The organism is Novacetimonas cocois (assembly GCF_003311635.1).
Taxonomy (GTDB): Bacteria; Pseudomonadota; Alphaproteobacteria; order Acetobacterales; family Acetobacteraceae; genus Novacetimonas; species Novacetimonas cocois.
Genome location: NZ_QEXL01000020.1, coordinates 27079 through 42109, shown reverse-complemented (window position 1 = coordinate 42109; position 15031 = coordinate 27079). Strand labels below are relative to the sequence as shown.

General features: G+C 64.8%; 13 protein-coding genes. 9 read left to right on the top strand and 4 right to left on the bottom strand.

What is annotated here, in order from left to right; genetic code table 11:
- The 3 genes from pheT to lpxB all read left to right on the top strand — a co-directional run bounded on the left by pheT (nt 1) and on the right by lpxB (nt 4805).
- On the top strand, nt 1-2463 hold the full coding sequence (gene pheT / locus NJLHNGOC_RS13575) for a phenylalanine--tRNA ligase subunit beta (protein WP_113596845.1): 2463 nt from the start codon (nt 1-3) through the stop codon (nt 2461-2463).
- 112 nt (nt 2464-2575) lie between these two features.
- Nucleotides 2576-3541 (top strand): phosphate ABC transporter substrate-binding protein PstS, encoded by a 966-nt coding sequence (gene pstS / locus NJLHNGOC_RS13570; RefSeq protein ID WP_113596865.1) that lies wholly within the window; start codon nt 2576-2578, stop codon nt 3539-3541.
- Between the two features lie 46 nt (nt 3542-3587).
- On the top strand, nt 3588-4805 hold the full coding sequence (gene lpxB / locus NJLHNGOC_RS13565) for a lipid-A-disaccharide synthase (RefSeq protein ID WP_239021541.1): 1218 nt from the start codon (nt 3588-3590) through the stop codon (nt 4803-4805).
- A 23-nt stretch (nt 4806-4828) separates the two neighbouring features.
- On the opposite strand, the gene NJLHNGOC_RS13560 is transcribed toward lpxB, so the two are convergent.
- The 3 genes from NJLHNGOC_RS13560 to ygfZ all read right to left on the bottom strand — a co-directional run bounded on the left by NJLHNGOC_RS13560 (nt 4829) and on the right by ygfZ (nt 6440).
- Nucleotides 4829-5074, bottom strand: a complete 246-nt coding sequence (locus tag NJLHNGOC_RS13560) for a hypothetical protein (protein ID WP_113596844.1) — start codon at nt 5072-5074, stop codon at nt 4829-4831.
- 37 nt (nt 5075-5111) lie between these two features.
- Nucleotides 5112-5528, bottom strand: a complete 417-nt coding sequence (gene hisI, locus NJLHNGOC_RS13555; protein ID WP_113596843.1) for a phosphoribosyl-AMP cyclohydrolase — start codon at nt 5526-5528, stop codon at nt 5112-5114.
- Between the two features lie 72 nt (nt 5529-5600).
- Entirely contained in the window at nt 5601-6440 is an 840-nt protein-coding gene (ygfZ, locus tag NJLHNGOC_RS13550; protein WP_113596842.1) for a CAF17-like 4Fe-4S cluster assembly/insertion protein YgfZ, read from the bottom strand.
- Nucleotides 6441-6527: 87 nt separating this feature from the next.
- Here ygfZ and NJLHNGOC_RS13545 point away from each other — a divergent pair, with 87 nt between their 5' ends.
- The 5 genes from NJLHNGOC_RS13545 to der all read left to right on the top strand — a co-directional run bounded on the left by NJLHNGOC_RS13545 (nt 6528) and on the right by der (nt 11748).
- On the top strand, nt 6528-7430 hold the full coding sequence (locus tag NJLHNGOC_RS13545; RefSeq protein WP_113596841.1) for a glycosyltransferase family 9 protein: 903 nt from the start codon (nt 6528-6530) through the stop codon (nt 7428-7430).
- Between the two features lie 139 nt (nt 7431-7569).
- A complete protein-coding gene (locus NJLHNGOC_RS13540; RefSeq protein WP_113596840.1) occupies nt 7570-7962 on the top strand; it encodes a hypothetical protein in 393 nt (130 codons plus the stop codon).
- Nucleotides 7963-8200: 238 nt separating this feature from the next.
- The gene (locus tag NJLHNGOC_RS13535) at nt 8201-8899 is read left to right on the top strand and encodes a hypothetical protein (protein WP_113596839.1); all 699 of its coding nucleotides are present in this window, start codon (nt 8201-8203) and stop codon (nt 8897-8899) included.
- Nucleotides 8900-8948: 49 nt separating this feature from the next.
- Nucleotides 8949-10319, top strand: a complete 1371-nt coding sequence (locus tag NJLHNGOC_RS13530; protein ID WP_113596863.1) for a PQQ-binding-like beta-propeller repeat protein — start codon at nt 8949-8951, stop codon at nt 10317-10319.
- A gap of 13 nt (nt 10320-10332) precedes the next feature.
- The gene (gene der, locus NJLHNGOC_RS13525; RefSeq protein WP_113596838.1) at nt 10333-11748 is read left to right on the top strand and encodes a ribosome biogenesis GTPase Der; all 1416 of its coding nucleotides are present in this window, start codon (nt 10333-10335) and stop codon (nt 11746-11748) included.
- Between the two features lie 51 nt (nt 11749-11799).
- Here the strand turns inward: der and NJLHNGOC_RS13520 are convergent, their stop codons facing one another.
- Nucleotides 11800-13140, bottom strand: coding sequence for a GntT/GntP/DsdX family permease (locus NJLHNGOC_RS13520; protein ID WP_113596862.1), 1341 nt, complete (start codon nt 13138-13140; stop codon nt 11800-11802).
- A 340-nt stretch (nt 13141-13480) separates the two neighbouring features.
- Here NJLHNGOC_RS13520 and NJLHNGOC_RS13515 point away from each other — a divergent pair, with 340 nt between their 5' ends.
- Nucleotides 13481-14902 (top strand): sugar porter family MFS transporter, encoded by a 1422-nt coding sequence (locus NJLHNGOC_RS13515; protein WP_113596837.1) that lies wholly within the window; start codon nt 13481-13483, stop codon nt 14900-14902.
- Nucleotides 14903-15031: the final 129 nt, after the last annotated feature.

The following is a 15031-nucleotide window of genomic DNA, read 5'->3' as shown; positions in this document are numbered from 1 at the left end:
ATGAAGTTCTCACTGTCATGGTTGCGTGAACATCTGGAAACCACGGCAACCGTCGAAGAAATCTGCGCACGGCTGAACACGATCGGGCTGGAGGTCGAAGGGGTCGAGGACCGGGGCGCGGTCCTTGCGCCATTCCGCACCGCGCGGATCCTCAGCGCGGAACAGCATCCCAATGCCGACCGCCTGCGGGTATGCCAGGTCGATGCCGGCGAAGGATTCGAACGCGTGCAGGTCGTCTGTGGCGCGCCCAACGCGCGGGCGGGCCTGTCGGTCATCTTTGCCCCGCCGGGCACATGGATCCCCGGCAGCGACATCACCATCAAGGCGGGCAAGATCCGGGGCGAGACGAGTGGCGGCATGCTGTGTTCGCTGCGTGAACTGGGGCTGGGTCAGGAAACGGGCGGCATTGCCGAACTGCCGGACGGGACGGTCGTGGGGCAGTCCTATGCCCTGTTCGCGGACATGGATGATCCCGTCATCGAAATCGCGATTACCCCCAACCGGGGCGACGCCCTGGCCATTCGCGGCATCGCGCGCGACCTTGCCGCCGCCGGGATGGGGGAACTCAGGCCGTGGCTGGCGGAAACGGTGGAAGGCACCTTCGCCTCCCCGTTGACATGGGCGGATACCTTCCCCGAGGCCTGTCCCTGGGTGCTGGGCCGGACGATCCGCGGCGTGCGCAACGGTCCCAGCCCGGAATGGCTGCAGCGACGGCTTGAATCGGTCGGGCTGCGTCCGATTTCCGCGCTGGTGGACATCACCAACTACTTTGCCTTCGATCTGGGGCGTCCGCTGCATGTCTTCGACGTGGCGAAGGTGGGCGGAAACGTCCTGACCGTCTGCCGTGGCGCGGGCGAGACGCTGCGGACGCTGGATGGCGGCGAGCATGTCATGACGGTCGATGACTGCGTGATCGCTGATGCGAACGGCGTACAGTCGCTGGCCGGGATCATGGGGGGCGAGGCGACAGGCGTCAGCGAGACGACAACGGATGTGTTTGTCGAATGCGCCCTGTTCGAGCCCGTGCATATCGCGCTGAGCGGCCGGCGTCACAATCTCCATTCCGACGCGCGCCAGCGTTTCGAGCGCGGGGTGGATCAGGCATTGCCCCCCGCCGCGCTGGAGGCTGCGACGCGCATGATCATCGAACTGTGCGGGGGTGAGGCCAGCGAGGTGGTCTCCGCCGGGGCGCCGCCCGCGTGGCAGCGCGACGCGCGGCTGCGCTTTGAACGCATTGCGACGTTGGGCGGCCTGACGGTCGCGCCGGATGTGGCGGTGACCTCCCTCGAACGGCTGGGATTCGGGGTCCGCAGCCGCGACGCGCAACAGGTCGTCGTCAGCGTGCCGTCATGGCGCAATGACATCGCAACGCCGATTGTCCTGGACCAGGCGCGCGATCTGCCCCCCGAACAGGCGGAGCGCGCAGCGCAGGGTGTCATGGCGGTGGATGCCGAAGTGGACCTGATCGAGGAAGTCCTGCGCCTGCAGGGCATGGACGCCGTTCCTGCGGTTTCGCTGCCGCCGCTCTCCGCCGTGCCGGTTGCGGCCCTGACACCGGCGCAGGCGCGCGTGGCCGCCACGCGCCGGCAGCTTGCCGCCCGTGGCCTGCTGGAGACGGTCGGATTCTCCTTCGTTTCCTACGAACAGGCATCGGCCTTCGGCGAAACACCCGAAAGCCTGCGTCTGCTCAACCCGATCGCGGTTGACCTGGACCAGATGCGGCCTACGCCGCTGGTGAATCTGCTCAATGCCGTGCATCACAACGCGGCGCGCGGTTATCCAGACCTCGGCCTGTTTGAAATCGGGGCGGGGTTTGGCGCCGACGGACAGCGCCAGATCGTAGCCGGCATCCGCAGCGGCCATTCGCCGCGCATGCCAGCGCACCCGGCGACGCCTGTGGATCTATGGGCGGCCAAGGCGGATATCCTTGAGGCGCTGCGTGTGGCGGGCGCGTCGATGGAGGGGCTGAGCATCACCGCCGATGCGCCATCGCATTACCATCCCGGCCGGTCGGGTACCGTGCGGCAGGGGCCGCGACTGGTGCTGGGATATTTCGGACAGGTGCATCCCGCCCTGCTGGCCGAACGTGGCATCGACCTGCCGGTGGTAGGGTTCGAGGCCTTTATCGAGGATGTTCCCGAACCAAAGCGCCGTCGCCGCGCGCCGCCCAACCTGTCGCCGTTCCAGCCGCTTCATCGTGACTTCGCCTTCATCGTCGCGCGTGACGTTCCGGCGGAACAGCTGCTGCGGGCCGTCAGGGGCGCGGAACGCAACCTGATTTCGGCGGTCAGCCTGTTCGATGTCTATGAAGGCGACAAGATCCCCGAAGGGCACAAGTCGCTGGGGGTCGAGATCACGATCCAGCCTGTCGAGCGCAACCTGACCGATGCGGATATCGAGGCGGTATGCGCGCGCGTGATTGCGGCGGCGAAGAAAACCTGCAATGCGGATCTGCGTGGCTGAATGCCGTAACGCGACGGGGCGCCTGTCCCGTCGCGCCTGCGTCTTCGTCAAGGGGAATATTCTATTGCGCGCCATACAGGGATGGATCGGAACGGGACTGGCCGTAACGCTCATGGCGTATGGCGGCATGGCCTGCGCCACCGAAATCACGGGGGCGGGTTCCAGCTTTGGCGCGCCGATTTACGGGGCATGGGGGGAAGATGCCGCCCGGGATCTGGACGTCACCCTGAATTACCAGACGATCGGCTCCGGCGCGGGACAGAACCAGGTGCGTGCCCGGACCGTCGATTTTGGCGCGTCCGACGCCCCCATGTCCGCAACGGCATTGGAGGCGGCGCATCTGGCGCAGTTCCCCACGGTGATGGGAGCGATCGTGCCGGTGGTCAACCTGCCGGGAGTGGCCGATGGTCGGCTTCATCTGACCGGCGCGCTGCTGGCGCAGATCTATGACGGTGAAATCACGTCATGGAATGATGCCCGGATCGCTGCCGTCAATCCGGGCCTTGCCCTGCCGGATATCCCGGTCGCGCCCGTGCGGCGGGCGGACGGATCGGGCACGACTTTCGTCTTTACGTCCTATCTGTCGCTGTCATGGCCGGCATGGAAGGCGCAGGAAGGGGCCGGCACCTCGATCCAGTGGCCGGTGGGCGAGGGCGCGCGGGGAAATGACGGAATCGCGGCCGCCGTGCGCAATACCGAAGGCAGCATCGGCTATCTTGAATATGCCTATGCCGTTGGAAACCACATGACCATGGTGGAAATGCGCAACAGCCACGGCGAAGATGTCGCCGCCAACAGTGACAGTTTCGAGGCCGCCGCCCGTTCCGCGAAATGGGACGAAGGCGTCACCCGCCATGTCGATGTGCTGGATGCGGCGGGGCAGGGGGCATGGCCGATCATGGCGGCCACCTATGTCCTGATCCCGACCGACCCCAGGGATCATGCCCGGGGACGGGCGGTCAGGGATTTCTTTGCATGGGCGTTCGCCAGGGGGGATGAAACGGCACGCAGGTTGCAGTACGTCCCCCTGCCTGAAGAGGTGAAGACCGGGATCGTGGGATTCCTGAAACAGGAATAGGCCGGGGTTCCCTGCCCATGACCCCGGTCCCAAGGAAGACGTGCCAATGACATCATCCGCCACCATGCGTGCCCGTCGTGACGTCGGCGCGCGGACCATCTGGATTCTGGCGGGGGAGGCGAGTGGCGACGTGCTGGGCGCGCGCCTGATGCGTGAGCTGAGGCAGCGCGACCCGGCTCTGACATTTGTCGGGGTCGGGGGCGCGCGGATGGAGGCTGCGGGACTGCAAAGCGAATTCCCCATGCGCGACCTTGCGGTCATGGGGCTGGTGGAGGTCCTGCCGCGCCTGCGTTTCCTGTCACGGCGGCTGGATCAGGCCGTGGCCCATATCGAGGCGGTCCGTCCCGACCTGATCGTCACCATCGACAGTCCCGGCTTTGCCCTGCGGCTTTTGCGACGGGTAGCGTCGCTGTCGATCCCGCGCGTCCATTACGTGGCGCCGCAGGTATGGGCATGGCGTGAACGCAGGGTGCTGAAATTCCCCGGCCTGTGGGAACGCATGCTGTGCCTGCTGCCGTTCGAGCCCGGATTTTTCGCGCGTCATGGGGTGGAGGGACGCTTCGTCGGGCATCCCGTCGTGCAGTCCGGGGCCGATCAGGGCGATGGCGCGGCGTTCTGTGCGCGGCATGGCATCGCGCCCGATGCGCCCGTGCTGATCCTGATGCCCGGCAGCCGCCGTTCGGAAGCGCCAAGGCTGCTGCCGGTCTTTGGCGAGACGTTGGGGATATTACGCACACTTTGTCCCGACATCGTGCCGGTGGTGCCCGTCGCGCCCGTCATTGCCGATACCATTCGCAAGGGTGTCGCGGACTGGCCCATCCAGCCGGTTATCGTGACCGACCTGCAGGAAAAGCACGATGCCTTTGCCGCTGCTGGCGCGGCGCTGACCAAATCGGGGACGTCCACGCTGGAACTGGCGCTTGCCGGGGTTCCGATGGCCGTGACCTATCGCGTCAATACCGTCACGGCCGCGATTGCGCGACGCCTGATCCGGGTGCCATATGTCGCGATGGTCAATCTGCTGGCGGGCCACCGGCTTGTGCCCGAACTGCTGCAGGAACGCTGCCGCGCGGACCTGCTGGCCAAAACGATCATGCGGCTGCTGACGGACGGGCACAGTGCCGCGATGCAGAAGGCCGGTTTCCAGCGGATTATCGCGACCCTGCATGGACCGCAGGGCGATCCCACCGCCGCCGCCGCGCAGGAGATCCTTGACCTCCTGTCCCGGCAGGATCCGTCCCCGGCAAGGGTGGGACGCGGCTAGTCACCGCACCCGCCGTTACAATTCTATTGCGCGTTGGGCGTTTTTGAGGGCTGGGGGCTTCCTTCGGGCGGAACCGGAACGGAGGGCGGGGGCGTCTGTCCGCTGCTGTTGCCATCCGGCTGTTCCGGCGTTTCCACCTGTGCGTTCACCAGGGCCCGGACCTCGGAAATCACCATGTATCCTCCCAGCAGGACGGTCAGGAGAATCGTCAGGATGATCCATGTCAGTTTAGAACGGGGATCCGGTTCGGGAGGAAGATCGGCGGCCATGCGGGTCTCTTTCTGCGCTTTGGTGGACGGCAACTGCTCAGGTGCGTTTATACAGTTCGTCCGCCCCGACAAGCGGCTGTGAAATCTCCACCAGTCCTTCGGGGCGCATGGCGTTGAAGAAACAGCTGCGGCGGCCAGTATGGCATGCGACTCCCTTTTGATCCACCAGAAGCAGGACCGCATCGCGGTCGCAGTCCAGCCGCGCGTCAATCAGCGTCTGGACCTGTCCCGACGTTTCCCCCTTGCGCCATAACGCGTTGCGGCTGCGGGAAAAATAGCACACGCGACCGTTGCGGAGCGTTTCGGTCAGGGCCTCGGCGTTCATCCATGCCAGCATGAGGACCTCGCCCGTGTCATGCTGCTGGGCGATGGCGGCAATCAGCCCGTCGCTGTTGAAACGGACCTGTTCGACCATGCGGGCGCAGGTCGCGGCATCAGGGGGAAGATAGGGCATGGGGTCGGTCAATCCGGTCGGTTGAACATGTCGGACATGGAGTTCCGACATGCCCGCCCCGTCGCGCAATGTCTAGCTTTCTTCGCCCGCCTTCTGGGGCAGGGTGAACCACTGCGGCACCCGGACCGTCAGGGGATGCCCCCCCGCCGTCAGGCTGGTGTCATGGATGTGCGTGCTGCGGATCATTGCCATGCCCGCCTGATCGCGTGAGGAACGGACATGGCCGACTTCGTGTTCGCCATGCATGATGGGCGTTCCGGGTTCGGGCAGGTCGCGCGTTCCCTCGATCGGGAGGAGATGACGCCGCACCAGCCCGCGATAGCGCGTGCGCGCCGTCAGTTCCTGACCCATGTAACAGCCCTTGGTCCACGATATGCCGTTGAGCTGATCGAAATTCGCCTCCAGCAGGAGGGTCTTTCCTGATTCGCAGTCGCGCACGCCATCCGGCAGGCCCAGCATAAGGCGATGGCGGTCGTAATCGACGTCATCGGCTGTCGTGTCCGTGGCGGGATGCCCCCGCAGGCTGCGCCATCCCGCGGCAGGCAGGCGCGGGTCCGCGCTGGTGGGGAAATCCCCGCCCGATGGGGCGGGGCCATCCCATCCCGCATGAACGGCATAACCGGTGTCGCCCACATCCACATCAGCCCGCAGGCGATAGCGCGACAGGCGCTGGCGCAGCATGTCCGCCTGCGACGCGTCGCAATCCAGCAAAAGCCGTTCCCCCTGCGGGTCCGCGAATACGAAAAAATCGGCCAGCCATTTGCCCTGCGCCGAGAGGAATCCGGTCCAGACTGCCTGTTCCGGCGTGACGACCGTCATGTCATTGGACACAAGTCCCTGCAGGAAGGAAACCCGGTCCCGCCCCGAGACAGCCAGCACCGCACGGCCCGGCAGATACGCAAACTTACCCATGTCGCCACTGTGGGCACAGCGGCGTCGGCGGGCAAGGGGGATAACGGAGATTTGGCATCATCGCCCAAGGCGCATATGCACACTCGGATGCGTATCCTGTTCATTACATCGACGCGGCTGGGTGACGCCGTGATTTCGACCGGGCTGCTGGACCACCTGCTGCACCGTTATCCGCAGGCACGGTTCACCATCGTCTGCGGCCCCGTGGCCGCGGGCCTGTTCGCGCACATGCCGCGACGTGAACGCACCATCGTCATGACCAAACGGCCCTATGACATGCACTGGGTGGCGCTGTGGCGCGACTGCGTAAGGACGCGGTGGGACCTGTGTGTCGACCTGCGCGGTTCGGTGATCCCGTTCCTGATCCGGACATCCGCGCGGCGGGTCATGCGCGGTGGCAGGCGTCCCGGCCCGCGCGTGACCCATCTGGCGCAGGTGCTGGGCCTGACGGATACGCCGATGCCGGTCGTCTGGACCAGCGCGCAGGAACGTGCGGAGGCCTGCGCCCTGCTGCCGGAGAGGGAGGGGCCATGGATTGCCCTGGCGCCGACCGCGAACTGGTCGGGCAAGGTCTGGCCCGCGCATCGATTCGTCGCCTTCTGGCATGATTTTGTCGCGCGGCACGGACCGGCGCGTCCTGTCATCCTTTATGGTCCCGGTGCTGCGGAACGCCAGATGGCCGCCCGGGTGCTGGATGCCCTTCCGGACGCGCTTGATACGGGCGGAAACCTGAGCATCACGCAGGTGGCGGCGCTGCTGCAGCGATGCGCGCTGTTCATTGGCAACGATTCGGGCCTGATGCACCTGTCCGCCGCCGCCGGGACGCCGACGCTGGGCCTGTTCGGTCCAAGCCGCGTGGATGAATACGCCCCATGCGGCCGCCGGGCCGCACAGGTCGTGGCCCCCGGCCCGACCGGCCATGCCGACATGAAGGATCTGGAGGTCGGTGTCGTGGTGCGGGCGGCATCCGATCTGCTGTCACGTCATTGAAAAATGGGATGAAAACCGGAATTTTCTTGCCGCGTGGCGCAAGCGGGAGGAAACCTGCCCCGCGATTGCCATGACGCTGCTGTAGGCGTGCTGACCGCAGCCAATTTCTGGACCCAATTTCTGGACAAGGAATCTTACGATGACCATGCGCGGCAGTTTCATGATCCTGTATGGAGCCGCCATCATGACAGGCCTGGCGGTGCCCGACAGGGCAGTACAGGCACAGCCTGCGGACTGGACGCCGAAATCATGTGGTGCGGCACCGGTCGCGCCAAAGGTGGATGCAACGGATGTCCGCCATTTCAATGCCAGCGTCGATCGCGTCAACGCCTATGAAAAGGCGGCCCGTACCTATGCCGCCTGCGTGTCCGGCGCGTCGGGCAAGGAACAGTCCGCCATCAGCGCGGAGGCCACCGCGCGCATGCACCGTGTCCATGATGGCGCGGCGCGGATACAGAAACAGATTTCCGATGAATTTTCGCACCTGTCGGCGGAAATGAAAAAGGGCCACGACCATCTGGCGACACAGTAAGCCCGCCCGCCCCCTGAAACTGGTCGGCCCTGATCCGGCCATCTGGCGGCAATCCGCCGCGCGGTCTATGTGATCGCAACGGCGCCGCGTGGCGGGGCATGCCTGTTGCATGTCCGGCAATGCGGGTTTGCTGTCGCTGGACAGGACGGGTATGGTCTGGCCTTCATGACAGGGATCTCGTCCCGGCGGGACGGCTGCCGTGCATCGTGCGTGGCAGGAAGCGGAGAGCGGGTTAAACGTGGCTGACGACATCTTCAGGGAAGTCGATGAGGAAATGCGCGCCGAACGGCTGCGTGCATTGGCGCGACGGTACATGATTCTGGCGGGCGTTATCGTTGCGGTGATCTGTATCGGCGGTGGCGCATGGCAATATAACGCCTGGCGGGTGCAGCAGGCGGATCAGGCCAGCGCGGATGCGTATTTCGCCGCGCTCAAAAACGCCACGGCGTCGCATGCGCCCGACGGGCAGGCCGCCCCCCTGAACGACCAGCAGAAAACGGCCCTGACGCAGCTGGCGGCCCTTGAAAAGACCGCGCGGCCGCCATTGCGTGCGCTGTCGCGGATGGAACGCGCGGCCCTTCTGGCCAACAGTGGCGACACGGCGCAGGCCCTTGCCCTGTGGGCGCAGGTGAACGAGGACAGGGCCGCGGATCCCACCATCAGTTCGCTGGCGGGCCTGTTGTGGGTCCAGCATCAGCTCGACACGGCGGACCCCGCGATGCTGCGTTCGCGGCTGGCGCTGCTTGATGGGGCGCAGCAGCCCTGGCATGGCCTGGCGCTGGAGTGCGAGGCGCTGCTTGACCTGCGTCAGGGGCACGAGCAGGACGCGCGTGGCCGCCTGCAACGGCTGAGCATGGACATGAACGTGTCTGACGGGGTGCGCACCCGGGCCGACGGGCTGCTGCAGGCGTTGGGGAATGACAATGCCGGGGGATAGGACGTTTTCCGATACGGCGCATCCCCACCATCCGACAGGCATGAACGCAATGAAAAAGACCCTGACACGCCGTCGCACCCTTCTGGGGGCCGCGCTTTTGCCGCTTCTGGCTGAATGTTCCGGAAACGAACCGAAAAAGAAGCCGCTGCTGATCGGCAGGCGGACGGATGTCCTCAGCGGGGGGGCAGGCCTGACGGTCGACAGTGACGAAACCGCCGCCGTTACGGTGCCTGCGGCCACCCCCGTGAACGCATGGCCGCAGCCGGGCCTGACGCCGGGGCATGTCGGCATGAACGTCGCGTGGGCAGGCAACATGCAGCACCGCTGGACCCATCGCATCGGGGCGGGCAATTCGGAACCGGAATTCCTGTCCTATGTCGCGCTGGGCAAAACGGGGCGTGGCATGATCCAGTCGCCCCCGGTGGTGCAGAACGGCCGTCTGTTTGTCATGGATGCGCAGGGCGTCATCCACGCCTTTCACTGGCCCGCGATGCACAAGGCATGGGAATACAACCCCCGTCCCAAGAAACTGCTGTCCAACAATATCGGCGGCGGCATCAGCGTGGACGGCGATACCCTGTATGTCGTGGATGGCATCGGTCAGGCGCTTGCCCTCGATGTGCAGAAAGGCAAGCTGAAATGGCGCCTGCAGCTGGAAACGCCAGGCCGTTCCGCGCCGACCATCGCCAATGGCTGCCTGTTCTTTGGCACCATTGATGAAAAGCTGTTCGCCGTGAATGCACAGACCGGCGACGTACTGTGGACCTATACCGCGACGTCGGCCGATACCGTCATCGCGGGACAGCCCGCGCCTGCCGTGGTCGATGGCGTGGTTCTGGCGGGTTTCGGGTCGGGCGATCTGGTGGCGCTGCGTGCCGAAGGTGGCGAGGTCGTGTGGGCCGACACGCTTGCCAGTACCAACGGGCAGAGCGCGCTGATCGATTTTTCATGCGTGCATGGCATGCCGGTCATCAGCAATGGCACGGCCTATGCCATCAGTACCGGTTCGGTTCTTGTCGCGATCGACATGCGATCGGGGCGGCGGCTGTGGGAACGCGCGATTTCGGGGCAGAATACGCCCGTGGTGATCGGGGACTGGATATTCCTCCTTTCCATGGAGGAGCAGCTGGCCTGCCTGGACCGGGTATCGGGGCATGTGCGCTGGATCACGCAGCTGCGCCAATATGAAAACAGCCTCAAGCAGAAACGCGGCGTCGTATGGAACGGACCTTTCCTGGCGGGGGGGAAGCTGGTCTGCATCTCCAGCCTGCCGCAGAACGGCGTTGTCATCGTCGATCCCGCGCTGGGACATATCATGTCGCTGCACACGCTGCCGGATGTTGTCACCGTGACACCGATTATCGTTGACGGGCTGATGCTTCTGCTCAACAACAACGGCGGCCTGATGGCCTATAGTTGAGAAAGTTTCCGTCGTGACCTCATCATTTCCGCCCGATCCGGGGCACGACCTGCCCGTCGTGGTCATTGCCGGCCGCCCCAATGTGGGCAAGTCGACAATCTTCAACCGTCTGGTCGGTCGCAGGCAGGCGCTGGTCGCCGATACGCCGGGCGTGACACGCGACCGCAAGGAAAGCGAGACCGTTGTCCGTGGCAGGCGCATCCGCCTGATCGACACCGCAGGACTGGAGGAGGCCGCGCCCGACACCCTGTTCGGCCGTATGCGCGCATCGTCCGAATCCGCCGTGGGCATGGCGGATCTGGTGCTGTTCTGCGTGGATGCGCGTGCGGGCATCACCCCTGCGGATGAACATTTCGCCGCGTGGCTGCGCCGTCAGGGACGTCCCGTTCTTGTCCTTGCCAACAAGGCGGAAGGACGCCAGGGCGCCGCCGCCGCGATGGAGGCGTTCTCCCTTGGGCTGGGCGCGCCGCTCGCGATCTCGGCCGAGCATGGGGAGGGACTTGCGGACCTGATGGGCGAAATCGCCGATCGCATTCCCGCCGGCCCGTCGCAGGCCCGCCGCGCCCCGAGGCGCAGGGAGGAGCGCGAAGAGGGGGAGGAGGAAGACACCCGTTCCCCCGGCCCGCTGCGCCTTGCGATCGTGGGGCGTCCGAACGCGGGCAAGTCCACGCTGCTGAACCGCCTGCTGGGCGAGGAACGGATGATTACCGGCCCCGAGCCGGGACTGACGCGCGATTCCGTCTCTGTCATGCTGCATGACGACGAAGGTCCGATCCAGCTTGTCGATACGGCCGGCCTGCGACGCAAGGCCCGCATTGACGAGACATTGGAGAAGATGTCCGTCTCCGCCTCCATCGAGGCGCTGAAAATGGCGGAAGTCGTCATTCTGGCGCTGGATGCGACGCTGGGCGTGCATGAGCAGGATCTGCAGATCGCGCGACTGATCGAGCGTGAAGGCCGCTGCTGCGTCCTTGCCCTGAACAAATGGGACGCGGTCGCGGATCGCAACGTCACGCGGCAGGCCATCCGTGACCGTATTGAAACCTCGTTGAGCCAGATGCGCGGCATCCCGGTCGTGGCGTTTTCCGCGCTGACGGGGGCGGGCGTCAACAAGCTGCTGCCGACGGTGCGCCGTGCCTATGAGGTATGGAACCGTCGTGTGCCGACTGGTGAGCTGAACCGCTGGTTCGAGATGATGGTGTCGCGTCATCCGCCGCCGCTGGTGCAGGGACGGCGGCTCAAGCTGCGGTACATCACGCAGGCGAAGTCCCGTCCGCCGACCTTCATCCTGTTCGGGACGCGCACCGATCAGATGCCCGAGGATTACCAGAGGTACCTGGTCAATGGCCTGCGGGAGGAATTCGACCTGCCGGGCACGCCCATCCGTCTGCTGCTGCGGGGCTCGAACAATCCCTACGCGCCCAGATGATGTCAGCAGGGGCGGGATGGAAACGTCCCGTCCCGCTGTGTCATCGGGGTATTACGTAAAACATGAGGCCAGCAGGCTGAAAAACAGCCCCAGAAGGGCGATCAGCGTTTCCACAACGGACCATGTGCGGATCGTCTGCCCCACGCTCAGGCCCAGATACTCCTTGATCTGCCAGAATCCGGCATCATTGAGGGGGCCAAGCGCGACAGACCCCGCGCCCGTGACAATCACCATCAGTTCGGGCGATACGCCATGGCTGTGCTGCAGGATCGGCCCGACAATGCCCGATGCCGTGCTCATCGCGACAGTGGCCGATCCGGTCGCCACCCGCACCACGACCGCCAGCAGCCATGCCAGGACCAGCAGAGGCACGTGCGCGCCCAGCGCCAGCGTCGTGATGGCGGAGGAAACGCCGCTATCGACCAGTTCGCGGCCGAATCCCCCGCCCGCGCCAACCAGCAGGATGATCAGCGCGGTGGGGCCCAGGCATTCGTTGCTGAATTTCAGCACGGTCTCACGCGAAAAGCCCCGCGCGGTTCCCAGCACGTAGAACGACAGGAGTGTCGCGATCATCAGGGCGATATCGGGATTGCCGACAAAATGAAGGAACGTGTTGGGGCCGTTCCCGGGGCGCGAGATCAGGTCCGCGCCTGATCCCACCATCATCAGGATGACCGGGCACAGGATCGCAAGGACGGTGGTCAGGAAGGGGGGGAGCTGCGCCGGCGGCTGCCTGCTGACGAACTGCTCCGCCAGTCCGGATTCATGCGTCGGGCCGATCCGTGGGGCGATGAAGCGGGCATAGACAGGCCCGGCAAGGGCAGCGGTCGGGGTCCCGATCAGGATCCCCCACAGGATGGTGCGTCCCATATCCGCCTGATAGGCCGCCTGCGCCAGTAATGTCGCGGGATGCGGGGGGATCATCGCGTGCGTCACCGACAGCGCGGCCCCCATGGGCAGGGCGATCAGCACCAGCGGCGTTTCCGTCCGCCGCGCCAGCGTATAGGCCAGCGGGATGAGCAGGACGAAGCCGACCTCGAAAAAAACCGGCAGTCCGACCAGCAGCCCGATGACCATCATGGCCCAGCTGACGCGCCGTGTGCCGGCGATGCGGGTAATGGTCAGGGCGATCTGGTCCGCTCCCCCTGATTCCGCCAGCATCTTGCCCAGCATCGTGCCCAGCGCGATGACGGTGGCCACGTGGCCCAGCACCTTGCCGGTTCCGGCCTCGAAGGAGGCGATTGCCTTTTGCGGCGGCATCCCCGCGCACAGCGCCAGCAGGATCGATACACCGAACAGTACGATGAAGGGATTGATCTTGTAGCGCGCGATAAGCGCCACCACGGCGGTTATGGCCATGACGGCAAGGGCGACAGCCAGGAATGGGGACATCATCACATCTGAAAAAATATTGTCATGCAGAAGGTTATCGTCGCGACCCCAGACGGGAACAGACCCCAGACGGGAACACAAGGCGGGAGCATAAGGGGCGCGTCATGCGACGCATGTGGTTCGTAACGCGGGGCAGGCGGCGGGGGATCCACGATCTCCAGCATCCGTGTAGGGAAGACGGCTGGAAAAAATTATCCTTTCCCATAAGGTGACGGAATATGACCGATGGACGCAAGCCGTCGTCCGACAGCCATATTCGACCAGTGACAACCGTTACAAATAACAAAACAGAATGAAAGACGTCCGTGCTTTCATCATAAAACCGGGTAAGGAAACTGTCATGTCGTCAATTCAGACCCCGACATCACCACCAGGCACGGAAACAGGGGACGCCTCGTCCGAATTCCTTGCCCGCTCCGTCGGGGTCAGCCTGCTTGCCGCGCTGGCCGGGCTGATGTTCGGCCTTGATACGGGCGTCATTGCCGGGGCCCTGACCTTTATTGGCGATGAATTCCATGCCTCCGCCCAGATGCAGGAATGGATCGTTTCCTCCATGATGGCGGCCGCCGCGATCGGCTCGATCGTCGCGGGCAACCTGTCGTTCCGTTTCGGTCGCCGCAAGGCGCTGATGGGGGCAGCGGTGCTGTTCCTTGCCGGGTCGGTGACATGCGCGCTGGCGCCGTCCGTCTTCGTGCTTGTCGTCGGGCGCATCTTCCTCGGGCTTGCGGTCGGGATCGCAGCATTTACCGCGCCGCTCTACATTTCCGAAGTTGCGGTGGAATCCGCCCGTGGGTCGCTGATATCGTGTTACCAGCTGATGATGACACTGGGTATCTTCCTTGCCTATGTGGTTGACAGCTTCCTGTCCTATGGCGGGCACTGGCGGTGGATGCTGGGGCTCATGACCCTTCCGGCGCTGGTGTTCTGCATCGGCTGCCTGTTCCTGCCCGACAGCCCGCGCTGGCTGATGATGCGCGGCGATACGCGCCATGCCCGTCTGGTGATGCGGTATCTGCGTTCCAGCCCGCAGGAGGCCGACCGCGAAATCGCCGATATCGCGACGGAGCTGAAGAAGGATCACGGGAACGTCTGGACCTTTTTTCGCACGAATTCGAATTTCCGCCGTTCGGTCGGGCTGGGGATGCTGCTGCAGGTGATGCAGCAGCTGACGGGCATCAACGTGCTGATGTATTACGCGCCCAAGGTCTTTCAGGCCGCGCATTTCGGTGTTGCGGCCTCCACGTGGTCCACGGCGATCATCGGGCTGGTCAACATGGCGGCAACGGGACTGGCGATCATGTTCATCGACCGCTGGGGGCGTCGGCCGCTGCTGCTGCTCAGCTGTGTCGTCATGACCTTCAGCATGGCGGTGGCGGGACTGTTGGTCGCGATGGGGGCCTCCACCCTGCCGGAGGAAATCGGCATGGTGGCCGCGCTGCTCCTGTTCGTTGCGGGGTTTGCGATGGGGGCGGGGCCGCTGGTCTGGACGCTGTGTTCGGAAATCCAGCCCCTGCGCGGGCGTGATTTTGGCATCGCGTGCTCGACCTTCACGAACTGGGCGGCGAACTGGCTGATCAGCAACACCTTCCTGTCGGTCCTCGAAGGGCTGGGGGAGGCACGGACCTTCTGGCTTTTTGCGGTGATGAACGGGATTTTCATCCTCGTCACCATCGGTTTCGTGCCCGAGACCAAGGGGGTTTCCCTTGAAGCGATCGAGGATCACCTGATGAGTGGCCGCCCGTTGCGCGACCTTGGGCGCTGAGGGGCAGAAGGCAGGCCTGATAATACCCTAAAATCATAAAAGTTTTTGGTGAGGCTTTTTTTAAAAAGCTTTGAAAGACATCGCTTTTTTGAAAACAGGCGACACCCAAAACCCTCATTTTCTTTCACC

Coding starts and splice junctions, on each gene's coding strand:
- pheT (WP_113596845.1), top strand. CDS start 1: ATGAAGTTCTCACTGTCATGGTTGCGTGAACATCTGGAAACCACGGCA.
- pstS (WP_113596865.1), top strand. CDS start 2,576: ATGGCGTATGGCGGCATGGCCTGCGCCACCGAAATCACGGGGGCGGGT.
- lpxB (WP_239021541.1), top strand. CDS start 3,588: ATGACATCATCCGCCACCATGCGTGCCCGTCGTGACGTCGGCGCGCGG.
- NJLHNGOC_RS13560 (WP_113596844.1), bottom strand. CDS start 5,074: ATGGCCGCCGATCTTCCTCCCGAACCGGATCCCCGTTCTAAACTGACA.
- hisI (WP_113596843.1), bottom strand. CDS start 5,528: ATGCCCTATCTTCCCCCTGATGCCGCGACCTGCGCCCGCATGGTCGAA.
- ygfZ (WP_113596842.1), bottom strand. CDS start 6,440: ATGGGTAAGTTTGCGTATCTGCCGGGCCGTGCGGTGCTGGCTGTCTCG.
- NJLHNGOC_RS13545 (WP_113596841.1), top strand. CDS start 6,528: ATGCGTATCCTGTTCATTACATCGACGCGGCTGGGTGACGCCGTGATT.
- NJLHNGOC_RS13540 (WP_113596840.1), top strand. CDS start 7,570: ATGACCATGCGCGGCAGTTTCATGATCCTGTATGGAGCCGCCATCATG.
- NJLHNGOC_RS13530 (WP_113596863.1), top strand. CDS start 8,949: ATGAAAAAGACCCTGACACGCCGTCGCACCCTTCTGGGGGCCGCGCTT.
- NJLHNGOC_RS13520 (WP_113596862.1), bottom strand. CDS start 13,140: ATGTCCCCATTCCTGGCTGTCGCCCTTGCCGTCATGGCCATAACCGCC.
- NJLHNGOC_RS13515 (WP_113596837.1), top strand. CDS start 13,481: ATGTCGTCAATTCAGACCCCGACATCACCACCAGGCACGGAAACAGGG.